Below are 22,174 nucleotides of genomic sequence, written 5' to 3' on the forward strand. Positions count from 1 at the left end.
GCGCTCCCTTGAACTTCCTCGCCCATGGCTGGCTCGCCCGCGGCGGCGGTGACGATTTCCTGTACGGCAATCTGATCGCCGACGGGGTGAAGGGCACCGATCTCTCGGCGTGGTCGGCGGAGACGGCGGCGGGCATCCGCCACCACCGTCGGGTGGACGCCTTCGTCGATGGCCACCCGGTGATCGCCGAGGTCCTGGCGCGGGCCCCCTGGCCCCAGCGCCGCTTCGCCGGCATCGCCCTGGACCTGCTCTGGGACCACTTCGCGGCACGCGCCCTCGAGGACGAGGCGAGACGCCGGCTGGCCGCACGCTGCTACCGGCTGCTCGCGACCGCGCCCGCCCCGGGTCGCCTGGCGGGGATGGTGCCCCTGCTGGTGGAGCAGGACTGGCTCAACCGCTATGCCGACTTCGCCTTCACCTGTCGCGCCATTGCGGGCATCGGCGGACGGCTCTCCGGCCCGAACCGCCTCGCCGAGCTGGTGCCCTGGCTGGAGGCGCACTATGACCGCCTCGCCCGCGACTTCGAGCGGCTGTGGCCGGCCGTCAACCAGGCGCTCGAGGTGCCGGTGGACGGCCAGCGTCCCCCGCTGACCTAGTCGGCTCCATTCGCCGTTCGCGCCTCAATCGACCCTGAGCCACAGGCAGTCGACGCGATCGCCGGGTTCGATACGCGTCTCGGCGGGGATCTCCGCCAGGGCATCGGCGCCGATGCACGACGACAGCACCCCCGAGTTCTGGTCGCGGAACGCCCGGGCCACGATGCCGTCGTCGCCCAGCTCCAGGGTGACGCGCATATAGTGGCGCCGTGGCCCCGTGGAGGTGGCGAAATCGACGCGCGCGGGCAGACGCGGCAGCTCGGCCATCGCCGGGCAGCCCTGCAGCGCCCCCAGCAGGGGGCGCAGGAAGAGCCAGGCGCCGACGAAGCAGGAGACCGGGTTGCCGGGCAGGCCGACGAAGCGCACCGCCTGGCCCTCGCGCCCCGGCAGGCGCCCCAGGGCGAGCGGTTTGCCCGGGCGGATCGCCAGGCGCCACAGGTCGAGCTGGCCAAGCGATGCCAGCGCCGCCTTGACATGGTCCTCCTCGCCGACGCTCACCCCGCCGGTCGTGATCACCAGGTCGGCCTCCAAGGCCGCCGCGGCCAGGATGTCGCGGGTGCCCGCGGCGTCGTCCGGGACCGTGGCGATGCGCACCAGTTCGGCGCCGAAGCGCTCCAGCAGCCGCCGGAGCATCGGGCGATTGGAGTTGTAGATCTGCCCCTCGGAAAGTGGCGCGCCCGGATCGACGATCTCGTCGCCGGTGGAGAGCAGGGCGACCCGCGGGCGGCGACGCACCACCACCTCGGTGATGCCCTGGCCGGCGAGATGGCCCAGGGCCGCGGCCTCGAGCCGCTCGCCGGCGGCCAGCAGGGGAGCGCCGGCCGCCACGTCGCGCCCGCGACAGCGGACGTTGTCGCCCGCCGGGAGATCCGCCGGGATGGCCGCGACATCGCCCTCGAGCGTCACGCGTTCCTGCATCACCACGCAGTCGGCGCCCGGGGGCAGGGCACCGCCGGTGAAGATGCGCGCGCAGGTGCCCCGTGCCAGGGGCGTCGCCGGGGCGCCGGCGGCGATGCGCTGGGCGACCGGCAGTCGTTTCCCGGCATCGAGGTGGTGCAGGGCGTAGCCGTCCATGGCGCTGTTGTCGAAGGCGGGCACGTCGAGGCGCGCCTCGATCGCCTCGGCCAGCACGCGTCCGGCCGCGTCCGCGCAGGGCACCGTCTCCCCGGGCGTGGCGATGACGTCGGCCAGCAGGGCGTCCAGCGCGGCCTCGACCGGTTGCAGCTCACCCATGCTGGCCTCGCTCGGGAATGACGAGGTTGGCGAAGTTGCACGGCTTGTGCCGGCTGTCGAGCTGTTCGGCCAGGATACCGTCCCAGCCGGTGCGACAGGCGCCGGTGGAGCCGGGCAGGCAGAACACCACGGTGGAATTGGCCAGCCCGGCGAGGCTGCGGCTCTGCACCGTGGAGCTGCCGATCTCCTGCCAGGAGAGGTGGCGGAACAGCTCGCCGAAGCCCTCGATCTGCTTGTCGAGCAGCACCGAGACCGCTTCCGGGGTGGAGTCGCGTCCGGTGAACCCGGTGCCGCCGGTGGTCAGGATCACCTGGACGTCCTCATCGGCGATCCAGCCGGCCACGACCGCACGGATGCGATAGACGTCATCGGGCACGATGCGCTTCTCGTGCAGGCGGTGCCCGGCCGCCGTCAGGCGCTCGACCAGGGCCTGGCCGCTGCGGTCGGTCTGTTCATCACGCGTGTCGGAGATGGTCAGCACCGCCACGGAGAGGGGGATCATCGGCTCGCTCATGCGTCGCGGGTCTCCTGCTTGGCCGCCTGGCGCGCCGCGAAGGCCGCCTGCTGCTCGGGGGTGGCCTCCTGCTGGTACTGCTCCTTCCACTCGGCGTAGGGCATGCCGTAGACATGCTCCCGGGCACTCTCGTAGTCCAGTTCGACGCCGCGCTCGTCGGCGGCGGCCACCAGCCACTTGGAGAGGCAGTTGCGGCAGAAGTCGGCCAGGATCATCAGGTCGATGTTCTGGACCTCCTTGTGCTCATCGAGGTGGCGCAGCAGGCGGCGGAAGGCGGCCGCCTCGAGTTCGGTGCGGGTGGCGTCGTCGAGTTGTGGCATCGTCGCTCTCCGGAGTCGGGGTATCGGTAGGGCCAGCTTAACAAAAAGACACCGCCTGCAGGCGGTGTCGAAGCGAGATGGCGGCCGGGGATCAGCCGGAGCCTGGCGCCGGCGCGTCGCCTTTAGGGGCCGGACGCGGCTCGGCCAGCTGAGCCTCGGGAATCGCCTGGTCCTTGACCTCGTCGTACCAGAGGTTGTGGTGCTCCTTGGCCCAGCTCTCGTCCACGTAGCCGGTGGTCATGCCCTCCAGCGATCCCTCGGTCCCCAGGGTGCCGATGTAGATATGGCCCAGGGCCACGGCCGTCAGCCCCAGGGCCCCCACGGCGTGGATGATGCTGGCCCACTGCATGGTGTCACGGGCCTGGCCGTAGTTGGGGAAGTCCAGCACGAAGCCGCTGACGATCACCGCGAGCCCGGCGGTGGCCAGCAGCCAGTACCAGACCTTCTCGCCGCCGTTGGCGAAGCCGGCGTCGGGATGGCCCTTGCCGACCAGGCCGCCGCCCTTGGCGAACCACTGCAGGTCGTGGGCCCTGGGGATGTTGTGGCTGAGCAGGCGCAGCAGCAGGATCACCAGCAGGATGCCGAACAGCGGCCCCAGGTAGTTGTGGATCAGCTTGGTGCCGGACATCATCGCCGCCCAGGCCCCGTCGCCGACCAGTGGGCGCAGCAGGGTCTTGCCGTAGGCGAGGTTGAGCCCGGTCAAGGCCAGCAGGATGAACAGCGTCGCCACCGTCCAGTGCAGGGAGCGCACGACCAGCGACCAGCGCAGCAGCTTGCGTCCGGTGCGCGGCTCGTCGAGCGTCTTGCGCCCCACCAGCAGGTAGAAGAGCGCGATCGCCACGATCATGCCCAGTACCGCGATCGCCCCGAAGGGAGAGACCCAACGCTCGCGGATCTGCCGCCAGGTCTCGCCGCTGGCATTCACCAGGTTGTAGCTGCTGTCGGCCCGGGAGTCCCGGTAGTTGGGTCCCGTCTCACCCGCCTTGACCTGTCGCCACAGGTCGGCGTCCACGGCGGGGACGGCGAAGGCCGCCTCCCGGCCGGGATCGGCCTGCTGCGCCAGCGCCAGCGAGGAGAGCACCAGGCCGGCCAGCAGCACCAGCAGCGTCAGGAGCCGCCGGGCGGCCCCCGCGTGCGTCATCGAGATGCTCATGGTCGCCTCCTTACCCCTGCCGGGTGGCATCGTAGGCCAGGGAGTCGGCCTCGGCGCGGGGGTTGCCCGACCAGCCCCCGTCCCTATGGCCGCGCTGGACGACGCGCTGGCGGAAGATGTCGGCGACCTCCTGGGCATCCCCGGCGAGCAGCGCCTTGGTCGAACACATCTCGGCACAGAGCGGCAGCTTGCCCTCGGCGATGCGGTTGGCGCCGTACTTCTGGTACTCCTCCTCCGGAGTCTCCGCCGGCCCGCCGGCGCAGAAGGTGCACTTGTCCATCTTGCCGCGCTCGCCGAAGGCGTTCTGCTTGGGGAACTGCGGCGCGCCGAAGGGGCAGGCGTAGAGGCAGTAGCCGCAGCCGATGCAGAGGTCCTTGTCGTGCAGCACGATGCCGTCATCGCGCTGGTAGAGGGTCTCGGTGGGGCAGACGGCGATGCAGGGCGCATCGTCGCAGTGCATGCAGGCCACCGAGATCGAGACCTCGCTGGGCTCGCCGTCGTTGAGGGTCACCACACGGCGGCGCTGCACGCCCCATTCGACCTCGTTGGCGTTCTTGCAGGCGGTGACGCAGCCGTTGCACTCGATGCAGCGCTCCGCGTCGCACATGAATTTCATTGTGGCCATGGGGATCTCCTCAGCTTGCCTTCTCGATGCGACACAGGGTGCACTTGGTTTCCTGCATCTGGGTCACCGAGTCATAGCCGTAGGTGGTGGCGGTGTTGGCCGCTTCGCCGAGCACGTAGGGGGCCGAGCCTTTCGGGTAGCGGTCGTGCAGGCTCTCGCCCTGGAACATGCCGCCGAAGTGGAAGGGCATGAAGACCACCTCCGGGGCCACCCGCGGGGTCACCAGCGCCTTGACCTTCACGCGGCCGCCCTCGGCGCCCTCGACCCACACCATGTCGCCCTCGGCGATGGCCAGGTCGTTGGCGAGCGCCGGATGGATCTCGACGAACATCTCCTGCTGCAGCTCAGCCAGCCAGGACATCGAGCGCGTCTCCTCGCCGCCGCCCTCGTACTCCACCAGGCGCCCGGAGGTGAGGATGATCGGGTACTCCCCGGTCACGTCCTGCTCCTGGATGCTTTGGTAGAGCGTCGGCAGTCGGTAGTGGGAGGTCACGTCCGGCCAGGTCGGGTAGTCCTTCACCAGGTCGCGGCGGCTGGTATAGAGCGGCTCGCGGTGCTTGGGGATGGGGTCGGGGAAGGTCCAGACGTTGCAGCGCGCCTTGGCGTTGCCGAAGGGGGCGCACTCGTGGGCGATGGCCACGCGCTGGATGCCGCCCGAGAGGTCGGTCTTCCAGTTCTTGCCCTCGGCCGCGGACTTCTCGGCCTCGGTCAGGTCGTCCCACCAGCCCAGGTCCTTGAGCATGGCGTCGGTGAACTCGGGGTAGCCGTCCTCGAGCTCGGAGCCGTCGCTGAAGACGCCGTCGGCCAGCAGGTTCTCGCCGTCGCGCTCGATGCCGAAGCGGGCGCGGAAGGTGAGGCCGCCTTCGGAGACCTTCTTGCTGGTGTCGTAGAGGATCGGGGTGCCGGGATGACCCATCTCGGCGGTGCCCCAACAGGGCCAGGGCAGGCCGTAGTAGTCGCCGTCGGCGGGCCCGCCCTCGGCCTTGAGGTCGCGGAAGCTGAAGGTGTGCCAGTTCTGCTGGTGGGCCTTCAGGCGCTCGGGGCTCTGGCCGGTGTAGCCCACGGTCCACATGCCGGCGTTGAACTCCCGGGTCAGGTCCTCGATCACCGGTTCGGTGCCCTCGACCCGGATGTTCTTGAACAGCTCGTCGCTGAAGCCGAGCTTGCGCGACAGCAGGTACATGATCTCGTGGTCGGGCTTGGACTCGAAGAGCGGCTCGATCACCCGGTCGCGCCACTGGATGGAGCGGTTGGTGGCGGTGACGCTGCCGGTGGTCTCGAACTGGGTGGCCGCCGGCAGCAGGTAGACGCCGTCCTGGCGGTCGTGCATGACCCCCGCCACGGTGGGATAGGGGTCCACGATGACCATCATCTCGAGCTGCTGCATGGCCTTGCGCATCTCGGGCCCGCGGGTCTGGGAGTTGACCGCGTGGCCCCAGTAGAACATCGCCTTGAGGCGGGTGCGCTGGGAGATGTCCTCCTCCTCCTCGAGGACGCCATCGACCCAGCGCGAGACGGTGATGCCGCTTGAGTGCATCGGCTTGCCGTCGGCGTACTCGGTCTGGTCGAAGCGGCCCTGGAGCCACTCGTAGTCGAGGTCCCAGACCCGGGCCCAGTGCTTCCAGGCGCCCTCGGAGAGGCCGTAGTAGCCGGGCAGCGAGTGGGACATCAGGCCGAGGTCGGTGGCGCCCTGGACGTTGTCGTGGCCGCGGAAGATGTTGGCCCCGCCGCCGGACTTGCCGATGTTCCCGAGCGCCAGCTCCAGGATGCAGTAGGCCCGGGTGTTGTTGTTGCCGGTGGTGTGCTGGGTGCCGCCCATGCACCAGACGATGCAGCCCGGACGGTTCTCGGCCAGCTGGCGGGCGGTGTCGCGCATGGTCGCTTCCGGCACCCCGGTGATGTTCTCCACCACGTCCGGCGAGAAGGCCGCGACCTCCGCGCGCACCTGGTTCATGGCATAGACCCGCTGCTCGACGTACTGGCGATCCTCCCAGCCGTTCTCGAAGATGTGCCACAAGAGGCCCCAGATGAAGGCCACGTCGGAGCCGGGGCGGATGCGCACGTAGTGGTCGGCCTTGGCGGCGGTGCGGGTGAAGCGCGGGTCGACGACGATGATCTCGGCCTGGCTGCGCTCCTTGGCCAGCAGGATGTGCTGCATGGCGACGGGGTGCGCCTCGGAGGGGTTCGAGCCGATGAACATGATCGACCGGCTGTTCTGGATGTCGTTGAGCGAGTTGGTCATCGCCCCGTAGCCCCAGGTATTGGCGACCCCGGCCACGGTGGTGGAGTGGCAGATGCGCGCCTGATGGTCGGTATTGTTGGTACCGGCCAGGGCGGCGAACTTGCGCATCAGGTAGGCCTGCTCGTTGTTGAACTTGGCCGAGCCGAGCCAGTAGATGCTGTCGGGGCCGTGCTGCTCCGTCAGCGCGAGCACCTTGTCGCCGATCTCCTCGATGGCGTCCTCCCAGCTCAGGCGCTGCCACTCGCCGCCGACCAGCTTCATCGGGTACTTGAGGCGCCGGCTGGAGTGGCCGTGCTGGCGCAGCGAGGCGCCCTTGGCGCAGTGGGCGCCGCGGTTGATGGGGTGGTCGAAGGCCGGCTCCTGCTTGGTCCAGACGCCCTCCTGCACCTCGGCATAGACGCCGCAGCCCACCGAGCAGTGGGAGCAGACGGTCCGCTTCGTCTCCACCGGGGCATCGGACCAGGCGGTCTTTTCGGCGGCCTCGGCGCGCTGCATCATCGGCGCGCCCATGAAGCCGGCGGCGGCCAGCCCGCCGGTGGTGGCGCCGCTGCGCTTGAGGAACTGGCGGCGGGAAATGCCCAGCCCGGCGGCCCTCGGCGACTCGGATTTGGGTGTCAAACGCATGGCTGCTCTCCTGGCTCGGGGCCGTCAATCACGCAGGGTGGCGTAGAAGGCACGGATGTGGGGCGTCTCCCGGTACTCGCGGGAGGGCTCGGCCTGCGGGGCCTCGGCCCTGGTCTCGGCCTGGGCCAGGGTGACGTGACCGACCGCGGCAGCCGCGCCGGCGGCCGCGGTGCCGGCGCCAAGGGTCATGAGGAAGCGCCGGCGCTGCGGGTTGCGTGTGCTGGACATGTGGGTCTCTCCTGTCTCTCGCTGTCGCGGGCCCTGACGGGCTCTATCGTTATGGGGCTGTCACGGTGGTCGCGCGACGTCAGGGTTCGACGATGCGCACCGGATCCTGCTGTGCCTCGGCCTCGAGGCACCGGGCCTCCTGCTCGAGGAAGGCCTGGCCGAGTCGGCCCAGGCACGCCTGGAAGGGGGTGTCGACCCGGCCGAGATCGGCCAGGCACTCCGCCGCCCAGGGGGCGAGGTGGTCCATGAAGAAGCGCGCCTCGTCCGGCGCGCGGGCCTCGATCAGCATCGCCATCACCTCCGCCAGCGCGGCGAGGTGATCCTCGGGATCGTGGCTGTGCTCGGCGCGCTGGAAGCCCAGCGCCTTGAGGTCCCGGCGCAGCGCGACCAGCGCCGCGTCCATCAGCTCGCCGTTGCGGTACCAAGAGGCGTAGGGGGTAACGTCGCCCTGGACCACCCCGACCAGGTGGCGGAAATGGGCGCGGGCCTGGGCCTCGGCGGTGGTCTCGCGCGCCGCGACGACAAGCCCCGCCCAGCGCTCGGCGAGCAGGCTGCCGTCGGCCTCGACCTCGAGCCCCGCCAGCCAGTCCAGGAGCTCGGCATCGGGGGCCTCGCGCAGCAGCCGGGCCAGCAGCCGGTAGACGTCGGCGCGCAGCGCATCGCTCTCGTTCAGCTCGTTCATGCGATCACACCCTCAGCTGCGATTCGGGGTTGCGGGCCATCTCCTGCCAGACGTCCTTGACGCGGCAGTCCTCGCACATCTCCAGGCGGGCCAGGGCGTCGCCGGCGAAGTAGGGGTGGTCGGCGAGCTTGGCCTTGAGGGTCTCGACGGTGCTCACGGTGGCGAAGGGCTTGCCGCAGTGGCGGCAGGGGAAGGCTTCCTCCTCGTGGCGCACCTGGCGCTCGCTGCGCGCCGCATCGGCCAGGAAGCCGGGATGCAGGGTGATCGCCTGCTCCGGGCAGGCCTCGGCGCAGAGCCCGCACTGCACGCAGTCGGCCTCGCGGAAGCTCAGCCTCGGGCTCGTGTCGCCGGCGGCCAGCGCCGGGGTCGGGCAGTTGGAGACGCAGGCCATGCACAGGGTGCAGGCGTCGCGGTCGACCGCGATATCGCCATAGGCGGCGCCGGCCGGCAGGCGGTGGCGCCGGCCGTCCGGAGCGCCCAGGCGCGCCAGGTGCTCCAGCACGACGTTGAGCCGGGTGCGCTTGTCGGTGCCGTCCAGCACCGGCGGCGTCTGCGTCAGCGGCGGCTCGACCGGCAGGGCATCGCGGCCGGCCGCGTCGCCGGCCTCGAGGCGCGCGATCCGCGTCGGCGCGTGGCCGAGGGCGGTCAGCAGGGCGCGGGCCTGGGCGAGCTGGTCGTCGATGAAGCGGGTCAGTCGCTCGGGCATATGGGGGTGGGACTGGAGGCGCACCTCGGCGGCGCCGGCGGCCAGGGCGGTCAGCCACTGGTCGTGACCGGCGGCGCCCAGCTCCTCGAGGGGCACGTCGATCACGTGGCCCGCCGACTCGCCCTCGGCCTCGAGGTCGCTCGCCTCGGCGAAGCGCACCACCGGCGCGGTGCCGCCGGCCTCGCGATAGGCCGCGAGCCAGCCCAGCAGGGTATCCTGCTGGCGGGCGCTCTCCGGCAGGCGGAACTGGATGGCGCCGGTGGGACAGGCGCTGCTGCAGCTGCCGACGCCGTGGCAGCGGAAGGGGTCGATCTCGATCCACGCCTCGATGCGGCCCTGATGACTCGCGACGGCATCGGCGGGGCAGACCTCCAGGCAGCGGGTGCAGCCCGTGTTGCCGCTGCTGGCGTGGGCGCAGAGGTCGTTGTCGATCTGGAAGTAGCGCGGCTTGTCGAACTCGCCGACCAGCCCGGCGAGGGCGTCGAGGCGCGCGTCGCGCTCCGGGTCCTGCCAGTCCAGGGCGACGTAGCCCGGCGGGGGCAGCTCGAGGGCGAGGACGGGCGTGGCGCCGAGATCGAGGACCAGGTCGAAGTGCGCGCGTCCGGCGAGCGCCCGGGCGAGATCCAGCGCGCCGCCGTCGCCGGGCACCCGGGCAATGAAGTGCCCCAGGTAGCCCTCGAGGGTCAGCGCTCGCGCCTGGGCACGCGACAGCGTCTGGCAGTCGAGGGCGGCGGACTCGGCGAGCAGGGCCTGCTGCTCCGCGGTGCTGCCACCGTCATCCTCGAGGGGCTCGGTGACGGCGAGGGTGGGCGCCGGGAGCCCCCGTGCCTGGAGGGCCAGGGCCCCGCGCCGGACATCGCGTTCGTTGCCGAGGATCAGGGCGTGGCCGTCGCTCTGGTAGCTGACGCGGGCGGGGCTCAGGTTGACGGGCCAGGAGACGCGGCGCCGGGCGGCCTCCCTGGCGCGGCGGTTGCGGTCGTCATCGACCGGCATCAGTTCGATGTGCTGGTTCATGCGGTCTCACGGTTGCGTGCGTGCGGTAGGCGTCTTGTCATTGTTCTGTGCCTCAGATCAGTCTTGGTCGATTACGCGGCGGGCGCAAACGCTGCCTTGGTCTAATGCATGGGAGGGATGCATCACCCCGATAGGCCGGATCAATGGCGCGATGGGGCCAGCGGGCCTCGGCGCCGTCGCGGCCGTCATTCCCGGCGCTCATCGTCAGGCGCCTCGGCCTCGTGGGCGATATCGGCGTCCGGGGCGGGATCGGACGCCTGCGGCGCTGGCTCGCGAGCGTCCTGGTCGTCGCCGTCCGTAGCCCGCGATGCGACCTGCTCCGGCGCCTCGTCACCCGGCACCTCGTCGTCGCCCTCGGCCTCTCGGCGGGTCCACTGGCGCAGCCGCTCAGCCACGTCCTCGGCGAGTGGCTTGAGCTTCTCGCGGAAATCGTCGTCGTAGTCGTCGAGGCCGTCGCGCACGCCGTAGTGGCTGGCGGCGAAGAGGCGACGCAAGGCGCGCCGGCGAAGCCCCGCGCTGACGCCGGAGGCCAGGTAGGCCTTGATGTCGCTGCCGGGAGGCAGGGTGTCCGGGTCGGGCAGGGTGTGATCGAGGCTGCCCGGCTCGGGCTCTCCGTCGGCCGTCTCCGGGGCCGCGTTCAGTGGCGCATGCGTCGCCTCTCCGGGCACGGCGGCCTCGGGCTCGGGCGGGGTCTCCTCCGTCTCGCCGCGCTTGCGACGCGACCAGCGTTCCAGGCGGCTCACGACTCGGCCTCCCGGGCGCGTCCGGCGCCCTGGCGCTTCTTCTTGCGCCCCTCCTCGGGCGCCTCGCCGTGGTGGGCGAGGTAGGCCTCGAGCCAGGCCTGCAGGGCCAGCGGCATGTCGACCTCGAGCACCCGATGCTCGCCGTCGAGCCAGCCCGCGGCGACGTCCTGGCTGGCGGTGATGGCATCGGGGTGGGGCGTCCCGTCCGCCTCGCCGGCGCGTACGAACAGGCGCGGAGTGCGGCTGGTCAGGTTGAAGCGGTAGGCGGCGCGCTCCGTCATGTAGAGCTGCAGGTCCAGCCGGCAGGGTCCGGCATCGCCGGGCGCGAGGTTCGCGATGCGCCAGCGGGTCGTGGCAAAGCCCTTGACGGTGACCGGCTCGCCGACGATCTCGAAGCTCAGGGGGCGGGTGCTGCTGTTCGACGCCATGGGTCAGTCTCTCCGGAGACAGGCGGGGGGAGGGGCGCGCGTCACGCGTCGCGACGAGTGCCGATGTGGTCCACATTAAAGAAAAATCTGATATGAATGACACTGATCCGAGTCAACGAATCAGAGCCACCGCCCCTCACACAGTAAAGACAGCGTGGGGCCCGAGTGCCATCATCGAAGATCAACGTTCTGTCGAGGAGCCGTGATGCACGACATCAGCCTGAGCCGGGCGCGCCTGCCCGCTACCCTGGAGATCGAGGTGCTCGACGAGTTCGGTGAGGCGAGGCCCCAGGCGATCGCCGCGGAGCGCGCGCTGACCGTCTACCTGAACAAGCGTGAGATCGTCACGCTGATGACCCTCGGGGCCGACCCGGAGGCGCTGGTGGTGGGCTATCTGCGCAACCAGGGGCTGCTCGGCGAGGCCCGGGACCTGCAGGCGGTTCACGTGGACTGGGAGGTCGAGGCGGCGGCGGTGGTGACCCGACGCCTGCCGGACGACCTGGAGGAGCGCCTGGGACAGCGCACCGTGACCACCGGATGCGGCCAGGGGACGGTGTTCGGCCGGTTGCTCGAGGCGACCGCGCTGCGCCCGCTGCCGGCCACGGTGTTGCGCCAGTCGGTGCTCTATCGGCTGCTGGACCACCTCGGTGCCTACAACGAGACCTACCGCAGTGCCGGCGCCGTGCACGGCTGCGCGCTGTGTCGCCAGGCGGCGGTGCTGGACTTCGTCGAGGACGTGGGGCGCCACAACGCGGTGGATACCCTGGCAGGGCGCCAGTGGCTGGCCGAGGCCGACAGCGGTGACGCGGATATCTTCTACACCACCGGGCGGCTCACCTCGGAGATGGTGCTGAAGGTCGCGCAGATGGGCATCGGCGTGCTGGTGTCACGCTCGGGCGTGACCCAGAAGGGCGTGGAGCTGGCCGAGCGCTTCGGCGTGCTGCTGATCGCCCGGGCCAAGGGCCGTCACTTCCAGGCCATCCACGGGGCGGGGCGGCTCGAGCTCGACGCCATGCCGACCCGCCGCCCGGGGGATCGGGCGCGCGCCTGAGGCGCCGGGGGAGCCTCAGGGCGTGCCGTCGCCCCGGGTGCAGACCGACAGCACCACGGCATCGGCCTCGCTGACCGACACCAGGGCGTGGCCCATGGCGCTGTCGAAGTAGATGCTGTCGCCGTCGACGAGGGTCAGCGGCTCGTAGTACTCGGTATAGAGGCGGATCTCGCCCTCGAGCACCATCAGGAACTCCTCGCCGTCGTGGCGCACCCACTCGGTGAACTCCTCGAAGGCGCGGGCCCGCACGATGGTCTTGAAGGGGATCATGCGCTTCTGGGCGAGCTCGCAGCTGAGCAGCTCGTGTTCGTAGGTCGGGGTGGGGTGGCGCTCGCCGTGGCCGCGGCGCGTCAGGTCCCGCCGCCCCATGGTGCGGGTCCGGACCTTGGGCGGCGAGAGCAGCTGGGGCAGGTCGATGCCGAGGCCGTCGATCAGCTTCTGCACCGCGGAGAAGGTCGGTGAGATCTGGTCGTTCTCGATCTTGGAGAGCGTCGAGCGGGCAAGCCCGGTGCGCTGGCTGACGTCTTCCAGGGTCCACTGGTTGGCCAGGCGGATCTCCTTGACGCGCTCGCCCAGGCGTAGCGGTTCGACGAAGGGCTTGCGGCCGGCGGCGATGCGCAGGGCGGCGCCCTGATCGGTGGTGGTCATGCGCGGATCACTGTCCTTGTTCACTATCGGAAACCAGGTTTCCCTCAAGCGTACCATACCCGGCGGGGCGCGTGGTGCGGGATGCGCCCGCCCTGGCGGCGCGGGTGGCGGGGAAGGCACGCAGCGGCGTTTCCCGCCGGCGGGAAACTCCGCTCAGTGGCCGTACGGCAGGCCGAGCAGGGCGGAGAGGTGGGCCTCGGCGCTTCGCCCGAGCGAGTCCAGGTCGTAGCCCCCCTCCAGCACCGAGACCAGGCGCCCGTCGGCGTACAGGGCGGCGATCTCCAGCGCCAGGTGGGTGATCCAGTAGAAGTCCTCGTCCTCCAGGCAGAGTTCCGCCATGGGATCCTCGCGGTGGGCGTCGAAGCCCGCCGAGACCAGCACGATCTCGGGCTTGAAGGCGTGCAGGGCCGGCAGCCAGTCGTCCTCGATGGAGCGGCGGAAGGCGACGCTGTCGGTGCCGCAGGGAAGCGGCGTGTTGACCACGTTCTGCCACTCGCTGCGCAGGTAGCGCCAGGGGTAGAAGGGGTACTGGAAGCTGGTGCAGACCAGCACCTCGGGATCGTCCTTGAAGATATCGATGGTGCCGTTGCACTGGTGCACGTCGAAGTCGAGGATCGCGATCCGGCGCGCCCCGTACTTGGCCCGGGCGTGAGCGGCGCCGACTGCCACGTTGTTGTAGAAGCAGAAGCCCATGGCGTCGGCGGCCTCGGCGTGGTGGCCGGGCGGGCGCACCGCGCAGAAGACGTTGTCCGCCTGGCGGCGAAACACCTGATCGACGCCTCGCACCACCGCGCCGGCGGCGACCCTGGCCGCCGCGAGGCTGTCGGGGTTCATCATGGTGTCGCTGTCCAGGGTGACGATGCCGTGCTCCGGCACGCACTTGTCCAGGGCGCGCAGGTGGCGCAGGGGGTGCACCCGGGCCAGCTGCTCCTCGGTGGCCGCCTTGGCATCGGACTGCATGGTCTGCTGGAGGAGGCCGGCGCGCATCAGCCGGGCGCGGATGGCGTCCAGGCGCAGCGGGCTCTCGGGATGTTCGGGCCCCATGTGGTGCAACTGGCAGTCCGGGTGGGTAATGTAGGCGGTGATCATGCGCTGGCTCCGGGAAGGCTGAAGTCACCTTAATCGTGACCCCCGCCTGCCGGACAGTGTCCATAAGTCGTAAACGTGACGGGGCGAGCCCCCGCGCAGGGAGGTCCTGGCTTGAGCACGCGCTTTCTTCGTCACTTCTTCGAGCCCGGCACCATTGCGGTGATCGGGGCGTCCGAGAAGCCCCACTCCATGGGCGGCCTGGTGATCCGCAACCTCCGCGAGGGCGGCTTCAAGGGCAGCGTCTGGGCGGTCAACCCCAAGGGCTACGACGCGGTCTTCGCGGCGCCCTGCGTCACCCGGGTGTCGCACCTCCCCGAGGTGCCGGACCTCGCGGTGATCTGCTCGCCGATCCAGACGGCGCCCAGGCTGATCGCGTCCCTGGGGCGTTTCGGGGTCAAGGCCGCGCTGGTGCTCTCCGGCGGTGCCCACCTCGACCGCGACCATGGGGACAAGGGCTCGATCCGCAGCCGCATGCTCGCCGCGGCCCGCGCCTCGGGCATCCGCGTGCTCGGCCCCGAGTGCATGGGGCTGATCGTCCCGGGGCGCAAGCTCAACGCCTCCTACGCCAGCCAGCCGGTCAAGGCGGGTCGCGTGGCCTACCTCGGCCAGTCAGGGATGCTCGGCAACGCCATGATCGACTGGGCCGCCGGTCGCGGCATCGGCTTCTCCCACCTGCTCACGGTGGGCGACAGCGTCGACGTGCTGCTGCCCGACCTGATGGACTACATCAACCAGTTCTCGCCGGCTCAGGCGATCCTGCTCCACCTCGAGCGCATCATGGACGCCCAGCACTTCATGACCGCGCTGCGCGACGCCTCGCGCAACCGCCTGGTGCTGGCGATCAAGAGCGGGCGCACCGCCGAGTCCGACATCTCGGGCCTTCCGCCGACGCCCGGCGTGGCCAATCGCGACCAGATCTTCGACGCCGCCTTCGCCCGGGCGGGGGTGGTGCGGGTCAACGACTCCGACGAGCTGTTCGATGCCCTGGAGACCCTGTCGCGCATGAAGCCGCTGAAGGGCGATCGCCTGGCCATCGTCTCCAACGGCCTGGGGCCGGCGATGCTCGCCATCGACAAGCTGATCAACGCCGGGGGACGGCTGGCCACCTTCAGCGAGGAGACCCGCGACGCCCTGCGACGCGACGACTTCGACATGAGCAAGCCCGGCGAGAACCCGGTGGACCTGGGGGGCAACGCGACCCCGGAGCGCATGGTCGAGGCGCTGGAGATCGTCGCGGCCGACCGCGGCGTCGATGCCGTGCTGGTGGTGCACGCCCCGACGCGGCTGGCGCCCTCCAGGACCACCGCCCAGGCCGTCATCGCCGCCCGACGGCGTTTCCGGCGCAACCTGCTGACCAGCTGGATGGGCCTCGAGGAGGCGCTCTCGGCCCGTCACGAATGCAACCTGGCGGGGATTCCCACCTACCTCTCCCCGGAGAAGGCGGTCAAGGCCTTCATGCACATGGTGGACTATCAGCGCGTGCAGGCCTTGCTCCACGAGATTCCGCCGAGCCTGCCCTTCGCCACCACCGCCACGATCCGGGGCCGCTGTCGGCAGCTGATCGAGGAGGCCCGGGCGGCGGGTCGGGAGACCCTCGCCCACTCCGAGACGGCTCAGGTGCTCGCGGCCTACGGGCTGCCGGTGGCGCCGAGTCGCTACCCCCAGACGCCGGAGGAGGCGGCCGAGGCGGCCGCCGACTTCGACGGTCCCATGGCCCTCAAGGTGGTGCACGAGTTCAACTGCCGGCCCTTCCGCTACCGCCAGCATCCCCACAAGATCTCCGCCGGCCTGCTCCAGGACCTGGCGACGCCGGAGCAGGTCGCCGCGGCGGTGGGGCGCCTCGGCGACCGGGTGCGCGAGAAGTTCCCGGAGGCCGCGATCCGTGAGTACTGCCTGCAGGCCATGCAGCGCGGCAAGCACTCCATGCAGCTGTGCGCCGGCATCACCCGGGACCCGATCTTCGGGCCGGTGATCGTGTTTGGCATCGGTGGCTACAAGGTCAACATCCTGGCCGACCGCCAGGTGGCACTGCCGCCGCTCAACATGAGCCTGGCGGCGGACGTGGTGGGGCGCACCCATGCGGCACGACTGATCCGCGAGCACTCCAGCCAGCCCGAGCGCGACCTCGAGCGGCTCTGCGAGCTGCTGGTGACGCTGTCGCAGATGGCCAGCGACCTGCCGCAGCTGCGCGGGCTGGAGCTCAACCCGCTGGTGCTCAACCGCGATGGCCTGCTGGCCGTGGACTTCGCCCTGGACCTCGGCACCCCGGCGCGCTTCGCGATCATGCCCTATCCCGAGGAGCTCAGGGAGTGGGTCACCCTGAAGAACGGCTGGGAGGTCGAGGTGCGCCCGATCCGCGCCGAGGACGCGCCCTTGATCACCCGCTTCCACGATCAGCTTTCCGAAGAGAGCATTCGCTTCCGCTATTTCCACAACAAGGCCGACCTCACCCAGCGCGACCTGTCGATCCTCTCGCATATCAACTACGACCGGCAGATGGCCTTCATCGCCGAGCATCACGGCGAGGACGGCTCCCAGGAGATGCTCGGCGTGGTGCGAGTCTGGAACGATCCGGACAATATCCGCACCGAGTTCTCGGTGATCGTTCGTGACGACCTGCAGGGGCTCGGCATCGGCAGCCTGCTGATGAACAAGATGATCGGCTACTGCCGCAGCGTCGGCACCCTGGAGATGATCGGCAAGATCATGGTCGACAACCACCCGATGCGCGCCCTGATGAAGCACCTCGGCTTTCGCCTGCGCTACAACATGGAGGAGCAGGTGGTGGATGCCGTGCTTCGCCTCAACGAGCCGGAGAGCGAGTGGCAGCGCCATCGCCTGGAGAGCCAGCCGGACTGACGCCGGTAAACGCCACCCGGAAAGCGATGCGGCCCCCGCCTGCTGGCGGGGGCCGCGTCCTCTGCGTGCCGGGGTGTCGGTCGGGATCAGGGCGCCAGGCGGAAGCGGTGCCAGCTGCCGTCGCGGCGCTCGAAGCGCAGGCGGTCATGGAGCCGGCTGGGCTGGCCCTGCCAGAACTCGATCATGTCGGGGATCACGCGGTAGCCGCCCCAGTGGATCGGGCGGGGGATCTCCTGGCCCTCGTAGGCGTGCTCGAAGCGCTGCTCGCGCTCGGCGAGCCAGGTGCGATCGGGGATCACCACGCTCTGGGTGGCGACCCAGGCGCCCAGCTGGCTGCCCCGGGGGCGGCTGGCGAAATAGGTGTCCGACTCCTCCGGGCTGACCTGCTCGACCCGGCCCTCGACGCGGACCTGGCGGGAAAGGCTCGGCCACCAGAACACCAGCGAGGCGTGGGGGACGTTGGCGAGCTCGCTGCCCTTGTGGCTGTGGTAGTTGGTGAAGAACACCATGCCCCGCTCGTCGGTGCCCTTGAGCAGCACGATTCGAGCGTGGGGCCGCCCCTGGCTGTCGGCGGTGGCCAGGGTCATGGCGTTGCCGTCGCTGCCCTCGGCATCGAGCGCCAGGGTCAGCCACTCGTCGAACAGCGTCATGGGCTCGTCGGGGGCATCCGCCTCTTCCAGCCGGCCGCCCTCGTAGTCGCGCCGAATGTCGGCAATGTTGCGTGTCATGACCGTCTCCTTGAACTATTGCGTCATGCTCGCCGGTCGTCGCCCCGAGCTCAATGCCCTGGATCAACGAACCGCGGGAAAATCCCTCCCAGCTTACGGGGTCCAGCCCAGCTGCACCATGGCCATGTAGGCGCCGGTCCCCCCGGCGATCGACAGCAGGGCGTGGCGCCGCCACAGGTGCAGCCCCACCACGGTCAGCGAGGCGAGGATCAGCGGCCAGCCGTCGGGGGCGACGTTGAGTCGGCCGTCGGCCAGCGGGCGGAAGTCGCGCAGGGCGTAGATCACCAGGATCATCATCACCGCCGGCGGCAGGTAGCGTCCCAGGTGCAGGATCAGGGGGTGCTCCGCCTGGCGGGCCAGGGCCACGAAGGGCAGCACGCGAGTGGCGAAGGTCGCCGCGGCGCAGACGGCGATGAAGGTCAGCAGCTCGATGGGGCTCATGGGCGCTTGGCCTCGCGGTGGGACTGGCGGCTCCGGTGGTCGGCCAGCAGCACCAGGGTGGTGGCGCCGATGGCGCCCAGCAGCAGGTGGCGGTCGGGCAGCAGCGCCAGGGCACCGAGGCCGGCGGCCAGGGCGATGGCGAAGGGCAGCCACTGGCGCAGCCGGCGGGCCTGCTCCAAGGTCAGCACGATGAACAGCGCCGTCAAGGCGAACTCGATGCCGCGGCTGTCGAAATCCAGGGTGGTGCCGATCAGCACCCCCGCCGCGCTGCCCAGTACCCACCAGAGCTGGTTGAGCAGGCTGAGGCGGAAGGCCTGGGCGTGGTCCAGGCCGTGCTCTCCGCCATGGGTGGTCAGCAGCGAGTAGGTCTCGTCGGTCAGCGCGAAGATGAGGTAGGGCTTGCGCCAGCCGGCGCCCTGGAAGCGCTTGAGCAGCGAGAGGCCGTAGAAGAGATGGCGGGAGTTGAGCATCAGGGTGGCCACGGCCACCTCCACCAGGCCCGCCCCGGCGGCGAGCAGCGCCACGGCGAGGAACTGGCCGGCGCCGGCATAGATCACCAGTGACATCGAAAGCGCCCCCCAGACGGGGATGCCGACCTCGATGGCGAGAATGCCGAAGGCCGCGCCCAGCGGCAGGTAGCCGAACATCACCGGCAGGGTCGTGACGCCGGCCTCATGCCAGGCATGGCGCTGTGGCACCGTGGACCTCCTTGTCGTCGTGTGCGATAACGCGGTGTCGGGCGAGCCTTCTCGGGTCGACGCGATCCGGATCGCTCGCCAAACGCAGGTCATACTATTGCAGGAAGGCAAGGAGGCAGCAATATGCACCGCATCAGCGTCTGGGATATTCCGATTCGTCTATTTCACTGGGCGCTGGTGGGCGCCGTGGCGGTGTCCTATTACACCATGAAGACGCCGGGGGCTCCCTTCGTCTTTCCCGTCGAGATCCACGCTCGGGCGGGCCTGGTGGTGCTGGGCCTGCTGATCTTCCGCTGGGGCTGGGCGCTGGTGGGGAGTCGCCATGCCCGGCTCCGGCACTTCCTGTACCGGCCGCGCGTCGTGCTGGGCTACCTGCGAGCCCTGGGGCGTGGCGCCCTGCCGCCCTATGCCGGTCACAACCCCCTCGGCGGCCTGGCGGTGCTGGTCATGCTGGCGTCGCTGAGCGTGCAGGCGGTCAGCGGCCTCTTCCTGAGCGACGACATCTTCTTCCAGGCGCCGCTCCACGATCGGGTCGCCTCGGCGACCAGCGATGCGCTGCGCACCCTGCATCACTGGAACGGCCAGCTGCTGATCGTGCTGATCGGCCTGCACCTGGTGGCGCTGCTGTTCCATCGGCTGAAGGGAGAGCGCCTGGTCGGGGCCATGGTCCACGGTACCAAGCGACTGGACGCGCCGCCCCTGGACGTGGCCACGGAGCCCCGCGTCCGTGACGCGGGCCGGGCGTGGCGAGCGGCCGGCCTGCTGCTGGTGGCGCTCGCCGTGGTGGCCTGGCTCTGGTGGCTGTGACGGTCGGGCCGCGTTCGGTCGGGCCGCGTTCGGTCGGGCCGCGTTCGGTCGGGCCGCGTTCGGTCGGGCCGCGTTCGACCAGATCATGATCCCCTAACGCCGGGAGGCGGCCCGATGGGCCGCCTCCCGGTGCGAGCAGATCGCCGACTCACTCGGCCTTGTAGTTGTCGTGACACCCCTTGCAGGTCTTGGCGACCGCCGCGACCTGGCGACGCATGGCGGCCACGTCGTCGCCCTGGGCGAGCTCGGCCAGCTTGGCGCTCTCCTCGATCAGGGACTGTTGGCGAGACTCGAAGTCGTCCCAGTTCTCGCCGATGTCGGCCAGGGCGTCGGTCTCGATGCCGTGGCCGTCGCCCTGCAGGGAGCCCTCGACGAAGCCCTCCCAGGGCAGGGGCGCCACGGCGGCGAGGTTCTCGGCGCGACGGGTGAACGTTTCGGCGTCGAACTCGATCTTGCCCTGGGCCATGTCGCCCAGCGGGCCGATCTGCCAGGCCATGACGCCGAGGGCGTCCTGGCGATACTCGATGGCCTTGTCGACGTCGGCGGCCTGGCTGTTGGCGGCGGCGGCCAGCGAGAGCATCAGGGTGGCGGCGACGAGGGGGGTGCGCATCCGGGTCATCACGATCTCCTTTCGTGTCGGGTTGGGCGTGTCATCGAGCTTGTCGCGCGATGCGACACGCCCAACCAGCCTAGCACGTTTGCTCCTCGCCGCTAGCCGGCCCGCTGCTGGCGGCTGCGAAAGCGCGCATACCCCATGCAGCCGACGAACAGCGCCAGCGAGACCAGCGCCTCGGCCGCGCCGCGCAGTCCCTGTTCGGGCAGGGTGGCGACCATCACGCCCTGGGTGAAGTAGAGGAGGCTGACGAAGGAGAGCCAGGCATGGCCGCGCGGGCGACGGGCGATGATCGACGGCAGGAAGAGCACCAGCGGCAGCACGAAGGCCACCAGCGGCACCAGGGGGTTGCCGTCGGTGCTGACGAGCGCCCCGCGGTAGAGCGTGAGCGCCAGCAGCACGGCGTAGCTGCCGATCACCAGCCGGCGCGAGGCGTCGGTCAGGTGGTCGAGTCCCTTGCGGGCCTCCAGGCCCTCCAGCCACTGTCTCATTTGGCCTCCCGGCGCGATGCCTCGAGGGCCAGGGCGAGCCGCGCGACGCGCTGGCCCTGGGCGAAGGCCAGCGAGCGCTCCTGCTCGTCCAGCGGCCGGTCGCTGCGGGTGCCGGCCAGGTGGCTGGCCCCGTAGGGCGTGCCGCCACCGGCGGTCTGCATCAGTTCGATCTCGCTGTAGGGCAGGCCGGCATAGACCATGCCGTGGTGAAGCAGCGGCAGCAGCATCGAGATCAGCGTGGTCTCCTGGCCGCCGTGCAGGCTGGAGGTGGACGTGAAGGCGGTCGCCGGCTTGTCGATCAGGGCGCCGCCCAGCCAGAGCTCGCTGGTGCCGTCGATGAAGTGCTTGAGCGGGGCGGCCATGTTGCCGAAGCGGGTCGGGCTGCCGATGGCCAGGCCCGCGCAGTGGCGCAGGTCCTCGAGGGTGGCGTAGACAGCGCCCTCCTCGGGAATCTCGGGCGCCACCGCCTCGCAGGTGGCCGAGACGGCGGGCACGGTGCGCCGGCGCGCGTCGATGCCCGGGCACGCCTCGACGCCGGCGGCGAGGCGCTCGGCCATGGCGCGGGTGGCGCCGTGGCGAGAGTAGAAGAGGATCAGCACGTACGGACGGTTTGCGGTCATGGGGGTTCCTGGGTGACCTGGGAAAGCGGGCGAGGGCTCAGTCGAGCAGCGCGCGGATGGCCTCGGGCGGGCGGCCGATGATGGCACGGCGCCCGTCATCGGCGATGGGGCGCTGCAGGAGCCTGGGGTGGGCGACAATGGCGTCAATCACCTGAGCGGGGTCGTCGCGGTCGGCCCCCAGCGCCTTCCACTCGGGCTCGTTCTGGCGCACCAGGCTCGCGACCTCGCCCTCCAGGCGCTGGATCAGGGCCTCCAGCTCGGCGGCCTCGAGCGGCGCATCGAGGTAGCGGCGGACGCTCGTCTCGACGCCAGCCTCCTCGAGCAGGGCCAGGGCCTCGCGCGACTTGGAGCAGCGCGGATTGTGGTAGAGGGTGATAGCGACCATGAAGACTCCTTGAACCCTGAGGAAGGCCGACATTGTAGAAGGCGGCGATATCGCGCCACAACCCGCCCGCGGCCGCGCTACCCCGGATCGCCGCCGGCGGGCTCGGGGAGGCGGCGATAGACCCAGGCGCTCGTGCCGTCGCGCAGGGTGAGGCGCACCCGCTCATAGCGGATGCCCAATCGCTCGTAGCGATCGAGTCGGGCGAGCTCCTCGGCGGTGACCGAGAGCCTCAGGCCCTCCACCTCGCATTCGCCACAGGAGGCCAGGTCGAGCCCGCGGCGGCGAAAGCCCTCGAGCACCGCCGGCCTGGGCTCGCCGGCGCGGCCGTAGACCAGCCAGCGGATCGGGGCATGGGTTAGGGTGCCGTAGACGAAGACCCGGTGGGGGCCCTCCTGGATCGGCGGCAGGTGCCCCGGGCGCTCGTAGGTGAAGGGGCTGAGCATGGTCAGCCACAGCCAACCGGCCAGGGCGAGCGGCGAGGCGATGGCCAGGGCGGCGAGCCCGTGTCGCAGGCGCATGGCGCGTCCTTGTCGTCGTGAGTGGCGGGTGAGGGACCGAGGAGCCCCGGGTGCCCGGCTATCCTGCCACGAACCGGGCGCGCGCTTAAGCCGCCCGCGAGGCTCTGCTAGGATGGGA

Annotated in this window: 25 protein-coding genes; 4 read left to right on the plus strand and 21 right to left on the minus strand. The window is 70.6% G+C overall.

What is annotated here, in order from left to right; all coding sequences use genetic code 11:
* Positions 1-8 precede the first annotated feature (8 nt).
* Positions 9-596: an ACP phosphodiesterase gene (locus tag FIU83_RS08180; RefSeq protein WP_152483594.1), complete on the plus strand. Its 588-nt coding sequence runs from the start codon at positions 9-11 to the stop codon at positions 594-596.
* 24 nt (positions 597-620) lie between these two features.
* Here FIU83_RS08180 and glp read toward each other — a convergent pair whose 3' ends face one another.
* The 11 genes from glp to FIU83_RS08235 all read right to left on the minus strand — a co-directional run bounded on the left by glp (position 621) and on the right by FIU83_RS08235 (position 11,108).
* Positions 621-1,829, minus strand: a complete 1,209-nt coding sequence (gene glp / locus FIU83_RS08185) for a gephyrin-like molybdotransferase Glp (RefSeq protein WP_152483595.1) — start codon at positions 1,827-1,829, stop codon at positions 621-623.
* Complete coding sequence (moaB, locus tag FIU83_RS08190) at positions 1,822-2,343, minus strand: molybdenum cofactor biosynthesis protein B (protein WP_152483596.1); 522 nt, start codon at positions 2,341-2,343, stop codon at positions 1,822-1,824. Before moaB ends, glp begins: the two co-directional genes overlap by 8 nt.
* Complete coding sequence (locus tag FIU83_RS08195; RefSeq protein ID WP_152483597.1) at positions 2,340-2,663, minus strand: DUF1244 domain-containing protein; 324 nt, start codon at positions 2,661-2,663, stop codon at positions 2,340-2,342. The genes moaB and FIU83_RS08195 overlap by 4 nt, the downstream gene beginning before the upstream one ends.
* 91 nt (positions 2,664-2,754) lie before the next feature.
* Positions 2,755-3,816 carry a formate dehydrogenase subunit gamma gene (locus FIU83_RS08200; RefSeq protein ID WP_253939571.1) on the minus strand — a complete coding sequence of 354 codons (1,062 nt, stop codon included), beginning with the start codon at positions 3,814-3,816 and terminating at the stop codon, positions 2,755-2,757.
* A gap of 10 nt (positions 3,817-3,826) precedes the next feature.
* Positions 3,827-4,441 (minus strand): formate dehydrogenase FDH3 subunit beta, encoded by a 615-nt coding sequence (gene fdh3B / locus FIU83_RS08205; protein ID WP_152483599.1) that lies wholly within the window; start codon positions 4,439-4,441, stop codon positions 3,827-3,829.
* A gap of 10 nt (positions 4,442-4,451) precedes the next feature.
* Positions 4,452-7,307: a molybdopterin-dependent oxidoreductase gene (locus FIU83_RS08210; RefSeq protein WP_152483600.1), complete on the minus strand. Its 2,856-nt coding sequence runs from the start codon at positions 7,305-7,307 to the stop codon at positions 4,452-4,454.
* Between the two features lie 24 nt (positions 7,308-7,331).
* Positions 7,332-7,535 (minus strand): twin-arginine translocation pathway signal, encoded by a 204-nt coding sequence (locus FIU83_RS08215; RefSeq protein ID WP_152483601.1) that lies wholly within the window; start codon positions 7,533-7,535, stop codon positions 7,332-7,334.
* A 79-nt stretch (positions 7,536-7,614) separates the two neighbouring features.
* On the minus strand, positions 7,615-8,217 hold the full coding sequence (locus FIU83_RS08220; protein ID WP_152483602.1) for a molecular chaperone: 603 nt from the start codon (positions 8,215-8,217) through the stop codon (positions 7,615-7,617).
* Between the two features lie 4 nt (positions 8,218-8,221).
* Positions 8,222-9,937 carry a 4Fe-4S binding protein gene (locus tag FIU83_RS08225; protein ID WP_152483603.1) on the minus strand — a complete coding sequence of 572 codons (1,716 nt, stop codon included), beginning with the start codon at positions 9,935-9,937 and terminating at the stop codon, positions 8,222-8,224.
* Between the two features lie 185 nt (positions 9,938-10,122).
* Positions 10,123-10,680, minus strand: coding sequence for a DUF3306 domain-containing protein (locus FIU83_RS08230; protein WP_152483604.1), 558 nt, complete (start codon positions 10,678-10,680; stop codon positions 10,123-10,125).
* Complete coding sequence (locus FIU83_RS08235) at positions 10,677-11,108, minus strand: DUF3305 domain-containing protein (protein ID WP_152483605.1); 432 nt, start codon at positions 11,106-11,108, stop codon at positions 10,677-10,679. The genes FIU83_RS08230 and FIU83_RS08235 overlap by 4 nt, the downstream gene beginning before the upstream one ends.
* A 205-nt stretch (positions 11,109-11,313) precedes the next feature.
* Between FIU83_RS08235 and FIU83_RS08240 the strand changes: the two genes are divergently transcribed.
* Entirely contained in the window at positions 11,314-12,159 is an 846-nt protein-coding gene (locus FIU83_RS08240; protein ID WP_152483606.1) for a formate dehydrogenase accessory sulfurtransferase FdhD, read from the plus strand.
* Between the two features lie 15 nt (positions 12,160-12,174).
* Here the strand turns inward: FIU83_RS08240 and FIU83_RS08245 are convergent, their stop codons facing one another.
* The gene (locus FIU83_RS08245; RefSeq protein ID WP_152483607.1) at positions 12,175-12,807 is read right to left on the minus strand and encodes a helix-turn-helix domain-containing protein; all 633 of its coding nucleotides are present in this window, start codon (positions 12,805-12,807) and stop codon (positions 12,175-12,177) included.
* 153 nt (positions 12,808-12,960) lie between these two features.
* Positions 12,961-13,896 (minus strand): histone deacetylase family protein, encoded by a 936-nt coding sequence (locus FIU83_RS08250; RefSeq protein WP_152483608.1) that lies wholly within the window; start codon positions 13,894-13,896, stop codon positions 12,961-12,963.
* A gap of 111 nt (positions 13,897-14,007) precedes the next feature.
* Here FIU83_RS08250 and FIU83_RS08255 point away from each other — a divergent pair, with 111 nt between their 5' ends.
* A complete protein-coding gene (locus FIU83_RS08255) occupies positions 14,008-16,755 on the plus strand; it encodes a bifunctional acetate--CoA ligase family protein/GNAT family N-acetyltransferase (protein WP_152483609.1) in 2,748 nt (915 codons plus the stop codon).
* Between the two features lie 86 nt (positions 16,756-16,841).
* Here FIU83_RS08255 and pdxH read toward each other — a convergent pair whose 3' ends face one another.
* The 3 genes from pdxH to FIU83_RS08270 all read right to left on the minus strand — a co-directional run bounded on the left by pdxH (position 16,842) and on the right by FIU83_RS08270 (position 18,622).
* Positions 16,842-17,483 carry a pyridoxamine 5'-phosphate oxidase gene (pdxH, locus tag FIU83_RS08260; protein ID WP_152483610.1) on the minus strand — a complete coding sequence of 214 codons (642 nt, stop codon included), beginning with the start codon at positions 17,481-17,483 and terminating at the stop codon, positions 16,842-16,844.
* Positions 17,484-17,576: 93 nt separating this feature from the next.
* The gene (locus tag FIU83_RS08265) at positions 17,577-17,924 is read right to left on the minus strand and encodes a branched-chain amino acid transporter permease (protein WP_152483611.1); all 348 of its coding nucleotides are present in this window, start codon (positions 17,922-17,924) and stop codon (positions 17,577-17,579) included.
* Positions 17,921-18,622: an AzlC family ABC transporter permease gene (locus FIU83_RS08270; RefSeq protein WP_253939572.1), complete on the minus strand. Its 702-nt coding sequence runs from the start codon at positions 18,620-18,622 to the stop codon at positions 17,921-17,923. Before FIU83_RS08270 ends, FIU83_RS08265 begins: the two co-directional genes overlap by 4 nt.
* Before the next feature lie 123 nt (positions 18,623-18,745).
* On the opposite strand from FIU83_RS08270, the gene FIU83_RS08275 reads away from it, so the two are divergent.
* The gene (locus FIU83_RS08275; protein WP_152483612.1) at positions 18,746-19,429 is read left to right on the plus strand and encodes a cytochrome b/b6 domain-containing protein; all 684 of its coding nucleotides are present in this window, start codon (positions 18,746-18,748) and stop codon (positions 19,427-19,429) included.
* 148 nt (positions 19,430-19,577) lie between these two features.
* On the opposite strand, the gene FIU83_RS08280 is transcribed toward FIU83_RS08275, so the two are convergent.
* The 5 genes from FIU83_RS08280 to FIU83_RS08300 form a co-directional block, all read right to left on the minus strand.
* A complete protein-coding gene (locus FIU83_RS08280) occupies positions 19,578-20,048 on the minus strand; it encodes a cytochrome c (protein WP_152483613.1) in 471 nt (156 codons plus the stop codon).
* Positions 20,049-20,140: 92 nt separating this feature from the next.
* The gene (locus FIU83_RS08285) at positions 20,141-20,533 is read right to left on the minus strand and encodes a DUF2069 domain-containing protein (RefSeq protein WP_152483614.1); all 393 of its coding nucleotides are present in this window, start codon (positions 20,531-20,533) and stop codon (positions 20,141-20,143) included.
* A complete protein-coding gene (gene wrbA / locus FIU83_RS08290; protein WP_152483615.1) occupies positions 20,530-21,153 on the minus strand; it encodes an NAD(P)H:quinone oxidoreductase in 624 nt (207 codons plus the stop codon). The genes FIU83_RS08285 and wrbA overlap by 4 nt, the downstream gene beginning before the upstream one ends.
* A gap of 37 nt (positions 21,154-21,190) precedes the next feature.
* A complete protein-coding gene (arsC, locus tag FIU83_RS08295) occupies positions 21,191-21,538 on the minus strand; it encodes an arsenate reductase (glutaredoxin) (protein ID WP_152483616.1) in 348 nt (115 codons plus the stop codon).
* Between the two features lie 77 nt (positions 21,539-21,615).
* Entirely contained in the window at positions 21,616-22,056 is a 441-nt protein-coding gene (locus tag FIU83_RS08300) for a gamma-glutamylcyclotransferase family protein (RefSeq protein WP_152483617.1), read from the minus strand.
* Positions 22,057-22,174: the final 118 nt, after the last annotated feature.

This window comes from Halomonas sp. THAF5a (genome assembly GCF_009363755.1).
Classification (GTDB): Bacteria; Pseudomonadota; Gammaproteobacteria; order Pseudomonadales; family Halomonadaceae; genus Halomonas.

Bases quoted from the DNA above. Each gene is read 5' to 3' on its own strand.
- glp (WP_152483595.1), bottom strand. From the start codon at position 1,829: ATGGGTGAGCTGCAACCGGTCGAGGCCGCGCTGGACGCCCTGCTGGCC.
- moaB (WP_152483596.1), bottom strand. From the start codon at position 2,343: ATGAGCGAGCCGATGATCCCCCTCTCCGTGGCGGTGCTGACCATCTCC.
- FIU83_RS08195 (WP_152483597.1), bottom strand. From the start codon at position 2,663: ATGCCACAACTCGACGACGCCACCCGCACCGAACTCGAGGCGGCCGCC.
- FIU83_RS08200 (WP_253939571.1), bottom strand. From the start codon at position 3,816: ATGAGCATCTCGATGACGCACGCGGGGGCCGCCCGGCGGCTCCTGACG.
- fdh3B (WP_152483599.1), bottom strand. From the start codon at position 4,441: ATGGCCACAATGAAATTCATGTGCGACGCGGAGCGCTGCATCGAGTGC.
- FIU83_RS08210 (WP_152483600.1), bottom strand. From the start codon at position 7,307: ATGCGTTTGACACCCAAATCCGAGTCGCCGAGGGCCGCCGGGCTGGGC.
- FIU83_RS08215 (WP_152483601.1), bottom strand. From the start codon at position 7,535: ATGTCCAGCACACGCAACCCGCAGCGCCGGCGCTTCCTCATGACCCTT.
- FIU83_RS08220 (WP_152483602.1), bottom strand. From the start codon at position 8,217: ATGAACGAGCTGAACGAGAGCGATGCGCTGCGCGCCGACGTCTACCGG.
- FIU83_RS08225 (WP_152483603.1), bottom strand. From the start codon at position 9,937: ATGAACCAGCACATCGAACTGATGCCGGTCGATGACGACCGCAACCGC.
- FIU83_RS08235 (WP_152483605.1), bottom strand. From the start codon at position 11,108: ATGGCGTCGAACAGCAGCACCCGCCCCCTGAGCTTCGAGATCGTCGGC.
- FIU83_RS08240 (WP_152483606.1), top strand. From the start codon at position 11,314: ATGCACGACATCAGCCTGAGCCGGGCGCGCCTGCCCGCTACCCTGGAG.
- FIU83_RS08245 (WP_152483607.1), bottom strand. From the start codon at position 12,807: ATGACCACCACCGATCAGGGCGCCGCCCTGCGCATCGCCGCCGGCCGC.
- FIU83_RS08250 (WP_152483608.1), bottom strand. From the start codon at position 13,896: ATGATCACCGCCTACATTACCCACCCGGACTGCCAGTTGCACCACATG.
- pdxH (WP_152483610.1), bottom strand. From the start codon at position 17,483: ATGACACGCAACATTGCCGACATTCGGCGCGACTACGAGGGCGGCCGG.
- FIU83_RS08265 (WP_152483611.1), bottom strand. From the start codon at position 17,924: ATGAGCCCCATCGAGCTGCTGACCTTCATCGCCGTCTGCGCCGCGGCG.
- FIU83_RS08275 (WP_152483612.1), top strand. From the start codon at position 18,746: ATGCACCGCATCAGCGTCTGGGATATTCCGATTCGTCTATTTCACTGG.
- FIU83_RS08280 (WP_152483613.1), bottom strand. From the start codon at position 20,048: ATGACCCGGATGCGCACCCCCCTCGTCGCCGCCACCCTGATGCTCTCG.
- FIU83_RS08285 (WP_152483614.1), bottom strand. From the start codon at position 20,533: ATGAGACAGTGGCTGGAGGGCCTGGAGGCCCGCAAGGGACTCGACCAC.
- wrbA (WP_152483615.1), bottom strand. From the start codon at position 21,153: ATGACCGCAAACCGTCCGTACGTGCTGATCCTCTTCTACTCTCGCCAC.
- arsC (WP_152483616.1), bottom strand. From the start codon at position 21,538: ATGGTCGCTATCACCCTCTACCACAATCCGCGCTGCTCCAAGTCGCGC.
- FIU83_RS08300 (WP_152483617.1), bottom strand. From the start codon at position 22,056: ATGCGCCTGCGACACGGGCTCGCCGCCCTGGCCATCGCCTCGCCGCTC.